This window comes from Tunturibacter empetritectus, assembly GCF_040358985.1.
Taxonomy (GTDB): Bacteria; Acidobacteriota; Terriglobia; order Terriglobales; family Acidobacteriaceae; genus Edaphobacter; species Edaphobacter empetritectus.
On sequence record NZ_CP132932.1, the window covers coordinates 2,782,774 to 2,800,681 of the forward strand.

Sequence of the window (17,908 nt, forward strand, 5' to 3'; positions counted from 1 at the left end):
AACCGCACCACAAAAACACCACGTCAAAATACCCGTTTTTCTCAAAACCCCCAATAAAACACCACAACCTCACCCCTAAAAAAAATGAGCCAACCGCTGCCCCACCTCGATCTATGAAAGAGGCTTCGAGAAGCGCTTACCCTCCGACGCGGTACGCTTCCTAATCCTTCTCTAGCGCATCAAATCGTAAGGAGGGTCATCCGTGCGCCATACATTCCAAACCCTACACCTCGCACTCCTTACTCTAGCCTTCGTCATTTACAGCCAGAGCGCCTCCGCCCAAACTACCCAGGCGCCCTCCACCGGAAATACGCCCGCTCAGACGCAACCGCGCAGCCCCGGAGGTGACGTCGGAAGCGGAACCGGCGACATCGGCAAGGGTGCTGCCAAAGGGACCGGATCTGCAGCCGAGGGCGTCGGCAAAGGTGCCGGCGATCTTGTTACCCTCCACCCCATTGACGCTGCGGGCAACGTTGGCAAAGGCGCAGGCGTCGCAGGCAAAGACGTCGGAGTTGGAGCCGTCAAGGGCACAGGCAAAATTACCAAGGGCACTGGTCGCGGTATAGGCAAGATCTTCCACCACGGCCATCACGACGAGGACGCAACTCCGTCCCATTAACCCAACTAGCACACAAATCCAATCTTAGAGACCGCTTAAGTCAATTGGAATGTTACGGATAATCACAAGCCACATGTGCTGAGCTAGCCAATGCGCTGGTTTGGGCCGTCTACTCATTCCACCATCAGACGGCTGAGCAGTTGCTCTGTGAGCAGCCACAAGCCATCGCTTGCGGGCAAATAAGTTGCGTCGTCAACAACGATGCGTCGCCGCCTAATGGCTCTTTTCCGGGCTGAAGCGAAGAGGCCTGCAATTTCCTTGACACCACAAGTTCTACTCAACTAATGTCGCGGCGCTGCCATTGGATGCCTTCGCCGACCGCGAACGACCGGGCTCCTTGACTCAAAACGAATCCAGCCAATTTCCTCAGGGAGCCACTCATGAAAATCCGGATTGGAACACAGCGCCTTCTGTGCAGGGCCAGTTCTCACGCCCTGATGTTTTTGCTATGCGTTTTCGCGTCGGCCCCGGCTTTTGGAGCCGATCCGGCTATCACCTCGGGGAACATACGCATTCACTACCACCGACCGGACGGCAACTATAGCGGCTGGACGGTCTACGCCTTCGATAACACCACGGAAGACACTGGCAACTATGGCGGCGGCCCGGTTGAGGTGACTGGCACGGACAGCTTCGGCGCGTATTTTGACGTTGGAGTAACAACCGGCGCGCAAGAGGTTGGGATTATTATTCACAACCCGACGGCTTCGGGCGGAGACCAAAAGGACACTCCAAACAATCTGTTTGTCGATCCGGCTACGCAGGGGATTGAGTATTGGGCTTACTCCGGGATAGCCAAACTGTATACAGCCGCACCCAGCCTGACCAATCCCACCGCGCTACCGCCAGGATACGTCCGCGTACACTACCACCGGACGGATGGCAACTATGGCGGCTGGACGATCTATGCTTTTTATGACACAACGGAGTACACCGGAGACTACAACAGTGGGCTAGTACCTGTGACGAATACTGACGCGTATGGAGTGTATTTTGATGTAGCAGTTGTCCCAAACGCGCAGAACCTTGGGCTGATCATTCACAATCCATCGGCGTCGGACGGCGACCAGAAAGACCCGGGAACGAACGAGTTTGTAGATCCGACTACGGAAGGTTTTGAGTACTGGGGCTACACAGGGATTGGGAAACTGTACAAGAGCCAGCCGAGCCTGACCAATCCCAGCGCGCAGTTACCCGGATACGCTCGCATCCACTATTACCGGCCTGACGGAAACTACGCGAACTGGACCGTATATGCGTTTAACGACACTGCAGAATATACCGGCGACTTCAACGACGGACTGACTGGAGTGACCAGCCATGACTCCTATGGCGCGTACTTCGACATAAGTCTGATTCCCAATGCGCAGAACCTTGGATTCATCATCCACAATATCTCTACCGGCGTTAAAGATCCCGGGCCTGACATGCATCTGAATGTCGCCACCAATACCCAGGCGTGGGCGATTTCAGGGAACGCGATGGTCTTCACGTCAACGCCAACTCCGACCCAGATACTGGATAGTCTGCTGAATGTGGAGCAGGCATACTGGCTTGATCGCCAGCGAGTGGCTATTCAACCGCAGTTTGCTCAAAGTGGCGATACCTTCGCGATCAGCACCAGCCTGACCGGCGGCCTTTCTGTGACGCCCACCGGTATTACGGGAGGCACCAATATTCCGCTCACTGTTAGCGGAGCCCTGACTGCGGATGAATTGCTCCGTTACCCGCAATTGAGTGGGTATACCGTCCTTCAACTACCGGCGAATACGCAACTTTCAACTTTGCAGACGGCTCTGGAAGGGCAGCTCGCTTTTTCAGCGATCGGTTCGAATGGAGCGTTGCAGTATGCCACTGGCATACAGTTTGCGGGTGTTCTGGATGACCTCTATTACTACCCAGGCAAGCTTGGCGTTGTCTTTCACCATTGGGACGATACAGGTTGGCACGACTGGCCTGACGACGAGGACTGCGCCATGAAGCTAAAGCTGTGGGCACCCACGGCGCAGAGTGTCTCGTTGCAAATCTTTGACCACGAATCCGATACGTCGCCTTCTGCCATTGTGGCAATGCATGAGCATAATGGTGTATGGGTCGCAAAAGGGGAGCCTGGTTGGAAAGATAAGTACTACCTTTACAGCGTGAAAGTCTGGGTGTCAGCCGACGGCGCGGTGGACACAAATGTAACCAGCGATCCCTATTCAATCGATATCGCCTTGAACGGCACCAAGAGCAGGTTTACCGATCTCGACTCCCGTGAGACGAAGCCCGCAGGCTGGGACGAGGATACTTCGCCTCCGCTGCGAAGCCTCAGCGACATGAGCATTTATGAGTTGCATGTACGCGACTTTAGCGTGGACGATCTCACGGTTCCATTGGCTCATCGTGGTATGTACGATGCTTTTGAGGATCATGGCTCGGACGGTATGAAGCATCTTCGCTCTTTAGCTGCCAGTGGGCTGAAGGCAATTCATATCCTGCCTTCCTTCCACTTCGCCAGCGTGAATGAAGACAAATCCACATGGATCATCCCCACAGGTCTCGCGGCATATCCGCCGGACGGGCAGCAGCAGCAGGCGGCCGTCACCACAAGCCAGACCAATCCTGCGTACAACTGGGGATATGATCCCGTGCACTACATGACGCCTGAGGGCAGCTACGCAATCAATCCGGATAACCGCGTGCGCGAGTATCGAGGAATGGTGGATGGGCTGCACAAGGCGGGACTGCGTGTGGTTCAGGATGTGGTCTTCAACCACACAAACGCCAGCGGCGAAGGTCCGAACTCCAATCTCGACGAGGTGGTGCCAAACTACTATCAACGCCTCGACGCGAATGGAAATCTTGAGACAGGTTCGTGCTGCCCCGACACAGCAAGCGAACATCTCATGATGGAAAAGCTGATCATCGACACCCTCGTGCTCAATGCGCGAGACTATAAGATCGATGGCTTCCGCTTCGACATACTGAGCTTCATGTTCACATACAACATTCAGCATATTCAGCAGGCACTGCAGGCGCTTACTCCCGAGAAAGACGGCGTTGACGGATCGAAGATCTACCTCTACGGAGAAGGATTCAACTTCGCAGATACCGCGAACAATCAAATAGGTCCGAACGCTTCACAGATTAATCTTTATGGGTTTGGAGTTGGCACCTTCAACGACCGCATACGTGATGGCATCCACGGCGGCAGTCCGTTTACCGATGAGCGGGTGCAGGGCTTTGCCACAGGGCTCTTCACCGATCCAAGCGATTACACCAATTCGAATCCGCCGTTGAGCGGTCAGCAAAGCCAGTTGCTGCAATACTCTGACTGGATCGATGTAGGACTGACGGGCAACCTGCGCGATTACAGCTTTATCGATAGCGCTGGGGCGACAGTAACCGGCGCTCAAGTGAACTACAACGGGCAACCGACGGGATATACGAAGAGCCCAATTGAGGCGGTGAATTATGCCTCAGTCCACGACAATCAGGACCTCTTCGATAAGGTACAGCTAAAGTCGAGCTACAACGACAACATTGCTACTCGTGCCCGGAGGCAGGTGATGGGCATGAGCCTGGTTACGCTGGGAGAGGGAATTCCGTTCTTCCAGGCAGGCGATGATCTGCTCCGCTCCAAGGATATGGACCAGAACAGCTATAACTCCGGAGACTGGTTCAATAAAATCGACTGGAGCGGGAAGACGGCAAACTGGGGTATTGGCCTGCCTATTGCAAGCCAGAATCAGGCCCAGTGGCCCATCATGACGCCGCTGCTCAGCAACTCCGCGTATACGCCTCTTCCAGTAAATATCGCGTACAGTGAAGCAGCGTTCAGCGAACTGTTGAATATCCGCTATAGCTCAGAGTTGTTCCGCATGTCCACGTTTAGCGAAGTGCAGCAGAACCTAATCTTCCTGAATACGGGGCCAAGCCAGACGCCGGGGCTAATCGTCATGAAGCTGGACGCGAATGGTGGCAACTACGGAATGTACAAGCATATCGTAGTGATCTTCAACGCGACCAATGCGTCCGTGACTTTCACCAACAGTCGACTGCAGGGTTTGGCCCTGCATCTGCACCCAGTGCAACGAAGCTCTAGTGATCCGGAAACGAGGCTATCCACGTTCAACTCTAAGGAGGGGACTGCGACAGTACCCGCACTCACAACCGCAGTCTTTGTGGGCGAATCCGAGTAGGCGAGCCGGTCGCTGTTCCTAAGGGCGGAATGAGAGGTAATAACTCAGCTCGTGACTCGCGGCTAACTCTATAAGGACATGAGTTAAAGGACGACCCACTCCTTCCTTCTAGAGGACTTGATCGATAGTTTAAATTCAGCAAATTTCATGCCAACTATCCAAGTACTGGAATCACATGGCTCATCTTAAGGAAGGCATTCAAGGATAAGCGGGCGGTTTTTCTGGCTGCTTTCGATCACGAAGCGACGCGTTGAGAGCATCGGAACCAGGGGCGGCTCCAAACTCTCATGGCGGCGTAGTGTAGGGCCATTCCGAGAATTGCTAATAGCAGGTAATCAGTGCTGCATTATCCTTAGAATTTGTTTAGAATTAGAAATGTATTAAACAATCAACAAGGAGACCTTTATGCCCACCGTCACACCACGGTTCTCGCCCACCGACAGCATTATCCTGCTGGTTGACCACCAATCGACCACCATCGACTGGGTCAAGAGCCTGCCCAAAGCCACTGTTATCGCTAGTTGCCGCGTCCTCGCCCGAATGGGCGTCACCTTCTCGATACCGCTCTTTGTCACCACCACCATGGAGGAATACGTAGGCCCCACGCTGCCCGAGATCGAGGAGGTCGCCCCCGACGCGTTCGCTGCGCGCTTCAAGCGTGGCGGCATCCTCAGCTGCTTCGACCAGCCCGAACTCACGGCTGCCCTCAAGGCCACCCGCCGCACCAACCTCATCCTCGCGGGGCTCACCACCGACATCTGTCTCTTTTGGGCCGCCCGCGACGCTGTGCGTCTCGGCTACAACGTCAACGTCATCGCCGACGCCTGCGGCACCATGTCCACCATAGGCGACGACACAACTTTCGACCGTCTCCGCGCCCTCGGTGTTACTGTCAGCGTCGTCAACCAGATCGTCACCGAGCTCGAGAACGACTTCGGCAGCCCCGACGGTCTCAAAGCCCAACAAATCCTCTCCGACGAAGTCATCTCCAAGCTCACTTAGCATTGCGCACTGTGCCGCGCCCGAGGCAAACTCTCCGGGCGCGGCCTCTTTAGAAAGGCCAAACAGTGAACACTCGGGATCCCTTTTGCATCGCGGCGACGCTCGCACTAATGCTGCTATGCGCCCACTCCCGTCTCACCGCCCAAACTGCCACCCCACCGCCCTACACACCTCAGGTCTGGGACATCGACTGGTCCTACCTCGCCGAGCCTGCCGCGCGCGATAGCGTTGCCGCCGACTGGACGGACCGCCTCCACTACATCCCACTCGGCGACACCAGGTTTCTCTCTATCAACGGCCAACTCCGCGAGCGTGGCGAGTATCAGGATCACCCTGCCTTCGGCGCGCAGCCACCCGATAACGGCTACCTCTTGCAGCGTTATCTCTTCAGCGCCGATCTGCACCTCAGCCAGCGCTTCCGCACTTTCATCCAGTTCGACAGCGGCCTTATTGACGGACGCGACGGCGGACCGCGCCCTGGCATCGACGAAGACAAGCTCGACGTCAACCAGGGCTTCATCGACATCACTCCCTTTAAGTCCGCTGATAACAACCTCACGGTTCGCGCCGGTCGCCAACTCATCTCCCTGGGTTCTACACGTCTCGTCGCCACTGGTGCCGGCCTCAACGTCGAGCAGCCCTTCGATGGCTTCCGCCTTACGCTCCTCGCCGGCTACTGGACCGCCGATGGTATCGCTGTGCGCCCCACCGAGACGAAGACCGGCTTCTTGGACAACGAACCGAACCCCGCTGAAGAACTCTGGGGGCTCTACGTTAGCCGGGCGCTTCCGTCCTTCCACACCAATTTGGATCTCTATTACTTCGGCTACGACCACAAGTCCGTCCGCTACGCACAGGGTACTGGTCGCGAGCAGCGTGAGACCATCGGCGCGCGCATCTGGTCCCACACCTCCACGTGGGACTACGACTTTGAATACACAGGCCAGTTCGGCCGTTTCAACACCGGCGAAATTAGTGCCATGGGAGCCGGATATCACCTCGGCTACACCTTTACCCATGCCCGCTTCGCGCCGCACCCTGAAGTTGACGGCGGCGTCCTAAGCGGTGATCACAACGCCCACGACAACACACTCGGCACCTTCAATCCACTGTTCCCCAACGGCAATTACCTCAGTCAGAGTATCTTGCTCGGCCCCTTCAATCTCATCATCGTGCGCCCCACCTTCAAGACAGCGCTCACCCGCAAAGTGAGCAGCAACACTAATGTTGAACTCCTCTGGCGGCAAGCCACACGGGATGGGGTCTACAACATCGTAGGCATTCTCACCCATCCTCCAGACAACTCCACCGCACGCTCCATCGGCACGCAAATCCAGCAGGGATTTGATTACAACTTCACCCGCCATCTCAGCGGCTCCCTGGTCTATGAACATTTCTTCGCCGGCGAGTTCCTGAAGCAGAGTCCGCCCGGCCACAGCCTCAACTTTATCTCTCCGCAGCTGACTTGGAACTTCTAACGCCCCACGAGACTTCCCATGCAAACACCTCTCGAGCAAGCACTCGTCTTCGGCATCGTCCTACTCAATGCCTACAGCTTCGGCGCCAATTGTGTGGAACGCTTCGTTAACTATCAAACTTGGCCTCTCATTGCCGCGGCCTCTTTCACGGCGTATCACAAAGCGCAACAGCCGCTGATCCAGGCCTTCGTAGTTGCTCCCATCGCCGTTGGGTTCGTGTTGCAGATATGGTTTCTGCGGATTGTGCCCGTCGCCGTGAACCCAATGGTCCCGTGGGTGATGATCATCGCGTCCGCAGTCGGCGCAGTCTCTACGGTGACGCTTCAGCTTCCCATCCATGCCGCCTTGAACCGAGACGGTTACTCGCCCGCACTGATGAGAAAACTGCTGCGCACCGACTGGATCAGGAAGGGGGCTGACGTCGTCAGGCTGGCCGCAACCGTTGTCCTAATGCATCAGATCGTCAGCGCTCATTAGGTGCTAGCCCACGCAACTTGCGTAACAATTGCGCTGCTGCGTTCTTCTCTTCGGTCGAAAGATGATGCATTGCCTCAACCAGATCTTTTGCATGAAGAGGAAAGATCTTCCTCGCTAGCACGCGGCCCTTTTCTGTGATGATCCCCATCACGATGCGCCTATCTTCGCTCCTCGATTCGCGCGCAATCAACCCGCGTTTCTCTAACTTCTTCACTGTGTAAGTTGTACTCGCGCCCGTGAGCAGAATCCTCTCGCTTAGTTCACCGAGTGGCGTTGGTCCGCCGTGAAATAGAACCATCAGTACTGAGAATTCGGTCATAGTCAGCCCATGCTTCTGCATACGCGGGCGAACATAGTCGTCGACAAACTTGAATGCCCTGCCAATCGAAAGAATGAGCTGTAGGGACGCTGACCCTTCCGGGGTGGGTCCCTGCGGCCTTCCCTGCGCGGAGTCGCCGCCCAATTGAGATCCCTGCATCCAGCAATTTTATCGCTCTCTGCTCTCTGCCGCTCGAACTCTGCCTGACGTTTTGCGGCCCGTTCAACCCGAGTTCACGTGGCAATGCGCGCTTCAGTCCAATTCGCGACTCGGTCGGATGAAGGTGGCCAAGTGCAGCATGGCTAAAGCGTCGCCGGGTACGGCGCCGGCTGCCAAATCGCTCGACGCCAGATTGCCATCGTTTCTACGATTACATCGTCGGCTGTCTTGCGGGGAGGACCGGCATTTGGAGCGTAACCTGAGTACCGTGTCCCGGTGGGCTCACAATTTCCACATTGCCACCGTGAAGCTGCGCAATGCTCTTCACGATTGCCAGCCCTAGGCCAGTTCCCCCCGAACCGTGGGACCGCGCTGAGTCGACTCGGAAGAAGCGGTCAAAGACTCTTGGTAGGGCTTCTGCCGGGATACCGATGCCCGTATCGGAGACTTCGATGTGAACCGTGGAAACATCTGCATTTGCGCTCAACACGACTGTTCCGCCGGGTGGGGTGTGAGCTAACGCATTTGCGACCAGGTTGCCTACCGCCCTTTGCAAAAGCGTGCGGTCCAACTCGGCAACAACCGGTTCGCTGGCAACGGCAGCGGTGAGCGAAACTTCGCCGTCCACAGCCGAGGCTTCGTAGTATTCCCTTACTTGGTCCAGCAATTCGCCCACATCCACCCGCTCGCGGCGTAAATAGGACAACGGACTCTCCGCCCGTGCGAGAAAGAGGAGGTCGCCGATCAGATCCGACAGCCGCACAGCTTCCTCGAGGCAGGATTCGATCACATCGCGATATTCGCCGGAAGTGCGCGCGCGGGCGAGAGCCACTTCTGCCTCGCCGCGAATGTTATTCACGGGCGTGCGCAGGTCGTGCGCGATGTCTGCCGAAAACCTCGAAATGCGCTCGAACGACTCCTGCAGGCGATCCAGCATCTCGTTGAAGGTGCCTGCCAGAGATGCCAGTTCGGACGGATATCCTTCCGGACGGATACGTTCCTTCAGGTTGCTCGAGCTAATGTGGCGCGCAGTTGTCGCCATTTCCTCCACAGGGCGAATGCCGTGCCGCGCAATCTGGTACCCGATCAACGGAAAAATGGCGAAGGCCCCCAGCAGAATGACCCAAAACCAGAACCGGTAGCGTGCCAGCAGCTCCTCTTTTTGCGAGACATCAATCGCAATCTGAACGGTGTCGGTATGAGTTGCGGACAGCCCCACCTGAGCCAATGCGCTGGTAACGCGAAAAGCGTGTCCGTTGCTGCCTTTGATTCGGATCGTGCGCTCTGAGTGGTTTTTGGTTTTGCCGGCTAATTGCGCCAGGTCCAACTGGTCTGCCATGCCTGGCGTCGTTAGCACAGGGGTGTTTTGATCATCCAGCAGCCGAATATAAAAACGTTCGTACTGGCGCGCCGCCGATTCCAGCTCGATCTCCTCCCGCAGTGCGTCCACGTCATCGGGTCTTTCCTGCAACATAGTACGAAGCACGTGTACCTTGTCCGCGAGAAACAAATCAGTACTTTTGTCGAGTTCGCTCTCGAGCACTAAGTAGAGACTAACTATGGCGATGGTTACAAGAAATAAGCCCGCGAGTGCGTAGCCGGCGGTTAGCCGGAAGGCCAGAGTACGCCACAAGCGCGAGACTGTCGTGATTCTGCTACTCGGCTTCCAGGACATAGCCTGCGCCTCGAACGGTATGGATCAATTTAAGCGGGAAAGGATCGTCGACCTTGCCGCGTAGCCGTCGCACATTCACATCTACGACATTCGTGTCGCTGTCGAAGTTCATGTCCCAGACCGCTTCGGCGATCAGAGTTCGCGACAGCACCTCACCTGCGCGCCTTGCCAGCAACGATAAGAGAAGGAACTCTTTAGGAGTTAGATCCAACCGCTGACCGCCTCGCATGGCACGTTGACGCAACAAGTCGATTTCAAGGTCAGCCAAGCGCATACTTTCCTGCGAACGCGCCGGTCCTCGGCGTAGCAACGATCGTACGCGTGCCAGCAATTCGGAAAAAGCGAACGGTTTTACCAGATAGTCGTCCGCTCCTAATTCGAACCCTCGTACCCGTTCGTGCACCGCATCGCGAGCGGTAAGAAGAAGTACCAGGGAGCGCCCGCTTTGTTGTCTCAAGCGAGTCAAAACCTGCCAACCATCCAGCTTTGGGAGCATGATATCGAGAATGATGATATCGAAATGCATCTCCTGCGCGAGGTGCAATCCTTCCGATCCGTCTTCGGCGACGTCAACGACAAACCCTGCTTCTCCAAGGCCCTTCTTCAGGAACTTGGCGGTTTTAGCTTCATCTTCGACGACAAGAATTTTCATGATTCGCCAACCTTTCTCGAGCGACAGTGCATTTTGCCTCAATTCGAACGATTTCTATTAGTGCCTTCCCGTGACATCATTCGGGCTCCAGCAAGTATGCTCAGGTTTGTGGCAATTGCCGGAGATAGATGAGTGTTTGTCTTTCGGCTTTATCCGGAGACGCATTCAGGCCGTTGCGAACTCTCTGAAGAGCGGCGCCATTGTCAATCAGCGTCCACGTCTCTTTGGAAAGGATGATGCGGCCGTCTTCGTGTTCTTCCACAGAAAAGACCAGGCATGGTCCGTTCCAAACGATGGAAGTGTGAAACTCATCCCCATCATTCCCTATGGATACAGAGGTCTTACCATCCGTGGTGTAGCGTTGCACAGCGTACCGCGGCGGCCCAGAATTGCGGAGAGCGGCAGTCTCCACTATCAAGTCAGGATCGCGGTGCTCGATGTGCAGCGTGACACTGCCGGTTCGCTTCGGCGTCGAGCGTTCGCTGCTCAGTTTCCACGTCCCGGAGAAGTCTAAGTTCGGTGGCGAGCAGATTCCGGTAGACGCCAAAAACAGTGCCGAAAGCAAACCCAGAAAGAATCGTCTTTTCACGCTCGCAGACCTCTATCCCGCCATGCCATACTTCCTAGACCGCACTCCCTCATTAGAACTGCAGACGCAGCGCGAACTGGATCTCGCGCGGCGTTCCCGAGCCGACAGGGGTAATGGGCGACACGATCGCCGTGTTCAAGTTCACCGTATTGATGATGCTGCCAAACCCGGTTTGGCAGCCCGTTGGAGCTGACGACGAAAGGTCGCACGTAGCTTGCGGCTGGCCTAACTGCGGGTGATTGAAGATGTTGTAGAACTCCGAGCGGAACTCCAACTGTGCGCGCTCGCGCAGTGCAATCGTTTTGGCGGCGCCGAGATCGATCTGCCACGTGCCCGGACCGCGAACGAAGTTCCGGGGCGCGTCGCCGAACTCTCCAGCCACGGGGAGAGTGAAGGCCGCAGGATTAATCCAATGCGCTACACTTCTGCCTCCTTGCGGAGTGAGCGAGACGCCTCGGACCAGGTCGGGCCGCTGTGTGCCCGAGTTACCATCCGGCGCGACGTAGCTGCTGGGTAAAAGCACGTTCACTGGAAAGCCGGTGCGAGCGAGCGCCGTCGTAGTCAGCTGCCAGTTGCCGGCGATGGCGCTGGCCGCCCCGCGTTGGTTCAGCATCTGCTTGCCTCGGCCGAAGGGGAGCTGATAGACGGCGTTGCCATTGACCACATGGCGAGCGTCCCAGGCACCACTGGCCCACTCACAGGCCAGACACAGTGCGTTTTGCGGTGATATCTCGTCGCCGTCGCCGCTGCCGTTCGAGCCGTTGTCGATCTCGTGCGTATAGGCGTAATTTGCTGCGATCAAGAGCCCGTTCGAGAGCGGCCGCCGAACCGACACGGAAAGGCCGTTGTACGAGCTCGCGCCGACTGACCCGCGCCAGCCAATGGCGGGGGCAAACGCCGGATATTGTGGAATTCCGGTAGTCGGGTCGATCAGGTTCACCACGTTAGTCTCCAGCAGATGCACGCCATGGCTGCCCAGGTAGGAGATCGTGGTCACGAAGTTCGCAGGTAGTTCCCGCTGCACGGAGAAGTCCCACTGCTCAACATAGCTGTCCTTGCGGTCCCGTTGTTCGGCATTCGGTGAGATGGTTCCGACGGTAAAAAACGGATCGGGCGGATAGATCACATTCTTCACCGAGTAGGAGGGCACTTCGTTCTTGGCGGGCAGATTCTGATCGTCCAGCTGGCCGTCTTCGTGGTACATCCCGAATCCGGCGCGGACCACTGTCTTTCTATTCCCGGCAGGGGACCAGATGAGGCCAACACGCGGATCAAGGTCGCCGTAGTTTTGATGACCAAAGCTGGCGCCCACTCCGCAGAATCCCTGGGGGCCGCAGGTGGCAAAATCGAAGGGGTTCCCTTTGCCGTGCGCTTCGTCAAACAGTTGGAAGACGGTGTACCGCACGCCAAGGTTCAAGGTGAGATTGGGTCGCACTTTGAATTCGTCCTGGATGTAGCCGATAATCCAGTTCTTGCGCAAGTCGTTGACCGGCAGTGAACCGGTCAGACTTGCTTTTCTCGCCTGGTTCGCTGCCAGTGCCTGGAGCGTGGAAAACGTAACTGTCCCGTGTTCCCCATAGTGTTGGTTCAATTGAATGTGGCGGACCTCGACTCCGGCTTTGAAGGTTTGCCGGCCATGGCTCCAGGTCAAGTTGTCGATCCACGAAAACGTGTTGCCCACGTAGATGCTGTTGTAATCGTAGTTCTGGATGCCAAATCCGGGACCCGGACCCGCGGCAATTGCAATCTGATAGACGGAGCCGGTTTCACTGGAGTTATAGGTGTTGGAGGTGGAACGGTTGTATCCAAATTTGGCTTCATTCACCAGGCTGGGATTGAAGATGTGGAGCAATTCGAGCGCGCCATTGATCGGCGTGGTCACCCTCTGCTGCAAGTCCGTCGCGGTAGTCGAAACCGGCTGCGTATTGACCGACCGGTCGTAGTTGAAGCGAAGGAATGCGGTGGTCTTGCCGGAAACATGCTGATCGAGGCGCAGCATTGCAGAGTTCTCGTTAACCACCTGCCTGCACGAGCAGGTGAGCAGGTCGTAGTCCGCGTAGTTCGGACCGCCGTTGGCTGGCGTGTAGGGCGTCACAATCGTATTTGGACCTGCTCCCGGATAGGCGTTTACGATGTCATAGACTTGAGACGAATTCGGAACTTTTGCCTTGAAAGCTGCGCTTGGCACGTCGCCGCTCACCGGATACCCCCAGACTTGCCGGTAGGCTTCAGAAGCTAGGTAAAAAAAGGTCTTGTCGTGCACGATGGGACCACTGAGTGATCCGCCGAACTGATTCAGACGAAGCGGCTGCTGCGATTCGCCGTTAGAGGCCCAGGACGGTTCGGGCGCGTCAAAATAGTCATTGCGCAAGTATTCAAAGAGGCGCCCGTGGAAGCGGTTTGTGCCTGAAGGCGAAGTGACTGCCAGTTGGGCGCCACCGGTCGCGCCTTCCTCGGCGGTTGCCAGCAGCGTGTCAACCCGGAACTCCGCGATCGCGTCCAGCGGAATGGAGAGCCGCGCCCAGGCGCGCTGCGTCTGATTCGCGATGTTGGTCACGTCTACGCCGTCATAGGTGAAGTTGCTGTCGTCGAGGCCCCGTCCGGCGAACCGGATCGACCGCTGATTGCTCCCGCCGGTGTCGATGGCGCCGGGAACGAATGCCGTCAGCGCGGCCCAGTTGCGGCCATTCAGTGGTAGTTCGTCGGCCTGGGTTCTCTCGATGAGGCCGGTCACCGCGGCGGTGTTGCGATCTAGCAGTTCCGAACTGGCCGAGACTTCCACGCGCTCCTTACCGCCCGATACCCGCAAAGCTGCATCCAGAGTGCGCGTTCTCCCGATGACCTGCTCCACATCCGCAAACGTAAGAGTCTCAAAGCCGGGGTGATCGAAGATGATGGTGTATTTACCCACCGGAAGCTCAGGCATGCTGAATCTTCCATCCGTGTACGACGCCGCTTCACGCCGGAGTTGGGTAGAGTCCTCTATTGCAACGATGTGTGTTTGCGCCAGCAGCCTGCCCGTCGGATCAGTGACCGTGCCGTTCAACCCGCTGCGGTCCACTTGCGCGAAAGCAGGAATCACACAAGAGAGAGAAGAGATCGTGAAAACAACGAGCACAGACTGGAAGAAAAAAGAGCGGATTTTTTCCATGTTTAGCCTCGCAAGATGAAACTGCTATCGGCGACCGATAGGCTCTAAATTCTTATTGGGGGATCGAGAACATTACAATTTCGTACTCTAGGAGCCTGGATATTTCGCGGTTGTTACAAATTCCGAACAGAATTGTTAATAAGTAATTCGGTTCGATGTGACTTCAATTCAACGGCAAATTCACTGAATTTTCGGCGTGCCGTCAACGAAAGCGGCTCGCGAACCAAAATGACAAGAATGTAATTTTGCTGTCATGCCGCTGTCCGGCCCGGGGTTTTACTCTTCAGCCGTCGACAGTTCTACCGCGGCTTCGGCAGATCCCCTTTCAACTTCCTTGTAGAAGTACGGCGACCGCAATGTGCACCGCAAGATTGTGCCAATCGCCGATTACCTAATGAAAGACAACTTGGAGGAGAGCTCTATATGTCTCGAAACACGTTCCACCAGAACTCACCACTTACTGTCAACAGACCCCGCAACAATAGCCTGACGGCATGGTTCGGACTGCTGTCGATGGGTCTTAGCGTCTCGGCGCTCGCGCAATCCGTACCGTTTCCGACCTACACCGTCGGCCCTCAGCCGGATGGCTCCTATGTCGTCAGCGATGGCACGATCATCACGCCCGCCGGCACCCAGGTCGATCTGGGCATCCGGGTCCGCGCCAAAGCCGTTGCGCTCAACCCGGACACGAAGACTCATACCGCCGCCGTTCTTACCATGGGAACGTCGCCGTCCAACGGTAACGGAGCCGTTGAGATCTTCGACACCAAAACCGGGGCTGTCCTACAGAGCTACAGCAGCCTCGCCGGGACCGATTCGAGCGGCAGCCATGCCGGCATCACCTATACCCCGGACGGCAAGTACCTGCTCTTCAGCCAGGACAGCAGCTACGTCGCTATCGCCAAAGTCGATGCGAAGACGGGCAAGCTCTCTGACTACGCCCACGTCAGTGTTCCCATCGACGGCAGCCTCTACAAAATCGAAGGAATGCCGTTCGACTACAAGCTCAACACCGTCACTTGCCCCCCCAGCAGCGCTCCGGGAACCGATGGCAGCTTCGCCCACTACTGCAGCCACACGGTTGGGACTAACCCTTCCTCGTATCCCCTCGGCATCGCCGTCTCTCCCGACGGAAAGACCGCATATTCCGTGCTCGACGTGAACGACACACTAACCAAAATTGACCTGTCTGCAGAGACACCGACTGAGGGTGCCCAGATCCGCGTCGGCAACGTCCCGCACAGTGTCGTGATCTCACCCGATGGCAAGACCGCCTACGTCTCCAACGAAGCCGGCCGGATCGCGAAAGAGAGCGATCCGCGGCAATATTCTGATGGCACTCCGGTTGTAGCCGATGACGTCACTGGCTCCACGTCCACCGGCACCGTTTCGGTAGTCGATCTGTCCACCTTTAAAGTCACCAACACCATCTCCACTGGTCTGCACCCAACCGGCATGGCCTTCTGGGGCAATTACCTGGTAGTCGCCAATACCTACGACGACACCATCTCCATCATCGACACGGTAGTCAACCAAGTAGTTCGCACGATCGACGTTGGGCTTCCCATCCGAGTGCCAGGCGAGAAGAAAGCCGCCTACGGTGCTGGACCGAACTCAATTGCCATCGATTCCAACCAGAGCATTGCCTATGTTGCGCTGTACAACGCGAATACGATTGCTGTGGTCGACCTCAACAGCGTATCGAGGGACGCTATTCTTGGAATGATCCCGACTGCGTATGCGCCAAGCTCAGTCGTGCTAGACAAAAAGAACGGCACCCTGATCGTTGCCAACGACAAGGGCATAGGCTCCAAAGGAATTCCCCCGCAAAATTCGCTCGGAACTACTCACGGCGTCACCAGCTATAACACTCACCAGGACCTTGGAACGGTTAGCATCATCCCACTGCCTAGTGTCGGCACGTTGGCGGACTGGACCAATCAGGTCTATCAAAACAATCACTGGGACCTGACCCGGAATATCCGGACTGCCGCCGACGGCGATTCGCACGTCAAAGCAACTGTAATCCCGAGGAACATCGGGGACCCATCGTTGATCAAACACGTATTCCTGATCATTCGTGAAAACCGCACCTACGACCAGATTCTGGGCGACGTTGTCGGCGGCAATGGCGATCCCACCCTGGCAGTCTTCGGCGCTGGCGTCACACCTAACGCGCACGCTCTGGTAAAGCGTTTCCCGCTCCTCGATAACTTCTACGACCCCAGCCGCCAATCAGCGGACGGTCACAACTGGATCGTCCAGGCCATGGCGCCCTACTCCGACGACATCCAGTCGCCTGACTGGGTCCGTGATTATCCCTCCAACGGCGGCGATGCGATTGCCTACCAGAAGAAGGGCCACCTCTGGGATCAGGCGGTCAAGGCCGGCATTAGCTTCAAGAACTTCGGGGAATACATCGAGTGGAATTCTTTTAGTGTTGCGGGTTGCACTGCGACTTCAAGTGCCGGGACTCTGTATCCACGTATTCATGGGTTCACCGGTAGTTGCCACCCGACCTGGAGCCAGTTCTATGCAGACACGCAAGCATATGAATCTAAAAAGGAACCTGAACTCAAGTACTACGACACGATTGATTCCTACTCCCCACTTCCGAACCTGATCAAAAACACGGTCAAGAACTATCCTCAGTTCGATTTGGACATTCCCGACCAGTACCGCGTCGATATCTGGGAGCAGGACTTCCAAAAGGATGTGAAAGCGGGGACCGTACCTCAGTTGTCCATTATGTGGATCAGCTCCGACCATACCGGTGGCCCCCCGACCGCGGTGGCCATGCAGGCCGATAACGACCTCGCGCTTGGGCGCTTCGTTGATATCATCAGCCACAGCTCGGTATGGGCTTCATCAGCAGTCTTCGTCGAAGAGGACGATGCTCAGGACGGCGTGGACCACGTTGATGGTCACCGCAGCCCGGGATACGTCTTTAGCCCATACGTAAGGCAGGACGGAGTGGTTGACTCCACTGCCTACACCCAGGTCAACATGACCCGCACCATCGAGCAGATCCTCGGTCTGAAGCCGATGAATCAGTTCGACCTCGTAGCCTCGCCGATGAAGACAATCTTCACTGACGATCCTGATTCAGATAACTTCAAGCCATGGAATCACGTGCCGAACCTTATCCCCTTGGATCAGGGCGTCAGCCCGGCTGTGGCGCTCAAGGACGAAAGTCCTGCGGCCAAGGTTCTGAGGGTCGGTTGGATGAAGAAGAAGGCCCAGATCTTCGCCGGCAAGCACACGAAGCCGGACTCTGAGGATCCGGACACCGTCAACCACCTCACCTGGTACGAGGCCACCGGATTTATCCGGCCCTATCCTGGCGAGGCGAAAGTTCGGCCGGCGAGTGACTTCAAGAACCGTAAGGCACCCGCAGGAGACAAGGACGACGACGGAGAATAACCAATCCCTTCCAACGCTTCCCATTGCCCTCTCTTCGCTTAGCGAGGAGAGGGCTTTTTGCGTCTGAATAGCAACGGAACAGAAACCAGCACTAGCAGCGATTGAGGCTTTCCAACAAACCCGCGCTCGTCTAAGCCATCGCGAGCAGCATGCGATGGCGACGAGGCCTGGAGTTCTGTT

General features: G+C 56.6%; 11 protein-coding genes. 6 read left to right on the forward strand and 5 right to left on the reverse strand.

Features of this window, described 5'->3' with window-relative positions; translation table 11 throughout:
* Positions 1-202 precede the first annotated feature (202 nt).
* From RBB75_RS11495 to RBB75_RS11515, 5 genes are all read left to right on the forward strand, one after another.
* Positions 203-619, forward strand: a complete 417-nt coding sequence (locus RBB75_RS11495) for a hypothetical protein (RefSeq protein ID WP_353068169.1) — start codon at positions 203-205, stop codon at positions 617-619.
* Positions 620-999: 380 nt separating this feature from the next.
* Positions 1,000-4,803 (forward strand): pullulanase-type alpha-1,6-glucosidase, encoded by a 3,804-nt coding sequence (gene pulA / locus RBB75_RS11500; protein ID WP_353068170.1) that lies wholly within the window; start codon positions 1,000-1,002, stop codon positions 4,801-4,803.
* A gap of 405 nt (positions 4,804-5,208) precedes the next feature.
* Positions 5,209-5,805: an isochorismatase family protein gene (locus tag RBB75_RS11505; RefSeq protein WP_353068171.1), complete on the forward strand. Its 597-nt coding sequence runs from the start codon at positions 5,209-5,211 to the stop codon at positions 5,803-5,805.
* Between the two features lie 65 nt (positions 5,806-5,870).
* A complete protein-coding gene (locus RBB75_RS11510) occupies positions 5,871-7,283 on the forward strand; it encodes an alginate export family protein (RefSeq protein WP_179636721.1) in 1,413 nt (470 codons plus the stop codon).
* Between the two features lie 18 nt (positions 7,284-7,301).
* Positions 7,302-7,760 carry a hypothetical protein gene (locus tag RBB75_RS11515; RefSeq protein ID WP_353068172.1) on the forward strand — a complete coding sequence of 153 codons (459 nt, stop codon included), beginning with the start codon at positions 7,302-7,304 and terminating at the stop codon, positions 7,758-7,760.
* Here RBB75_RS11515 and RBB75_RS11520 read toward each other — a convergent pair.
* The 5 genes from RBB75_RS11520 to RBB75_RS11540 form a co-directional block, all read right to left on the reverse strand.
* Positions 7,747-8,238, reverse strand: coding sequence for a MarR family winged helix-turn-helix transcriptional regulator (locus RBB75_RS11520; RefSeq protein WP_373563101.1), 492 nt, complete (start codon positions 8,236-8,238; stop codon positions 7,747-7,749). The two genes, RBB75_RS11515 and RBB75_RS11520, sit on opposite strands and share 14 nt — an antisense overlap.
* Positions 8,239-8,449: 211 nt before the next feature.
* Positions 8,450-9,913 (reverse strand): heavy metal sensor histidine kinase, encoded by a 1,464-nt coding sequence (locus RBB75_RS11525; protein ID WP_179636724.1) that lies wholly within the window; start codon positions 9,911-9,913, stop codon positions 8,450-8,452.
* Positions 9,894-10,565, reverse strand: coding sequence for a heavy metal response regulator transcription factor (locus RBB75_RS11530; protein WP_179636725.1), 672 nt, complete (start codon positions 10,563-10,565; stop codon positions 9,894-9,896). Before RBB75_RS11530 ends, RBB75_RS11525 begins: the two co-directional genes overlap by 20 nt.
* Positions 10,566-10,665: 100 nt before the next feature.
* On the reverse strand, positions 10,666-11,154 hold the full coding sequence (locus RBB75_RS11535; RefSeq protein ID WP_179636726.1) for a hypothetical protein: 489 nt from the start codon (positions 11,152-11,154) through the stop codon (positions 10,666-10,668).
* Between the two features lie 52 nt (positions 11,155-11,206).
* Positions 11,207-14,305: a TonB-dependent receptor gene (locus RBB75_RS11540; protein ID WP_179636727.1), complete on the reverse strand. Its 3,099-nt coding sequence runs from the start codon at positions 14,303-14,305 to the stop codon at positions 11,207-11,209.
* A gap of 423 nt (positions 14,306-14,728) precedes the next feature.
* Between RBB75_RS11540 and RBB75_RS11545 the strand changes: the two genes are divergently transcribed.
* Positions 14,729-17,728 (forward strand): alkaline phosphatase family protein, encoded by a 3,000-nt coding sequence (locus RBB75_RS11545; protein WP_353068173.1) that lies wholly within the window; start codon positions 14,729-14,731, stop codon positions 17,726-17,728.
* The last annotated feature ends 180 nt before the right edge of the window (positions 17,729-17,908 follow it).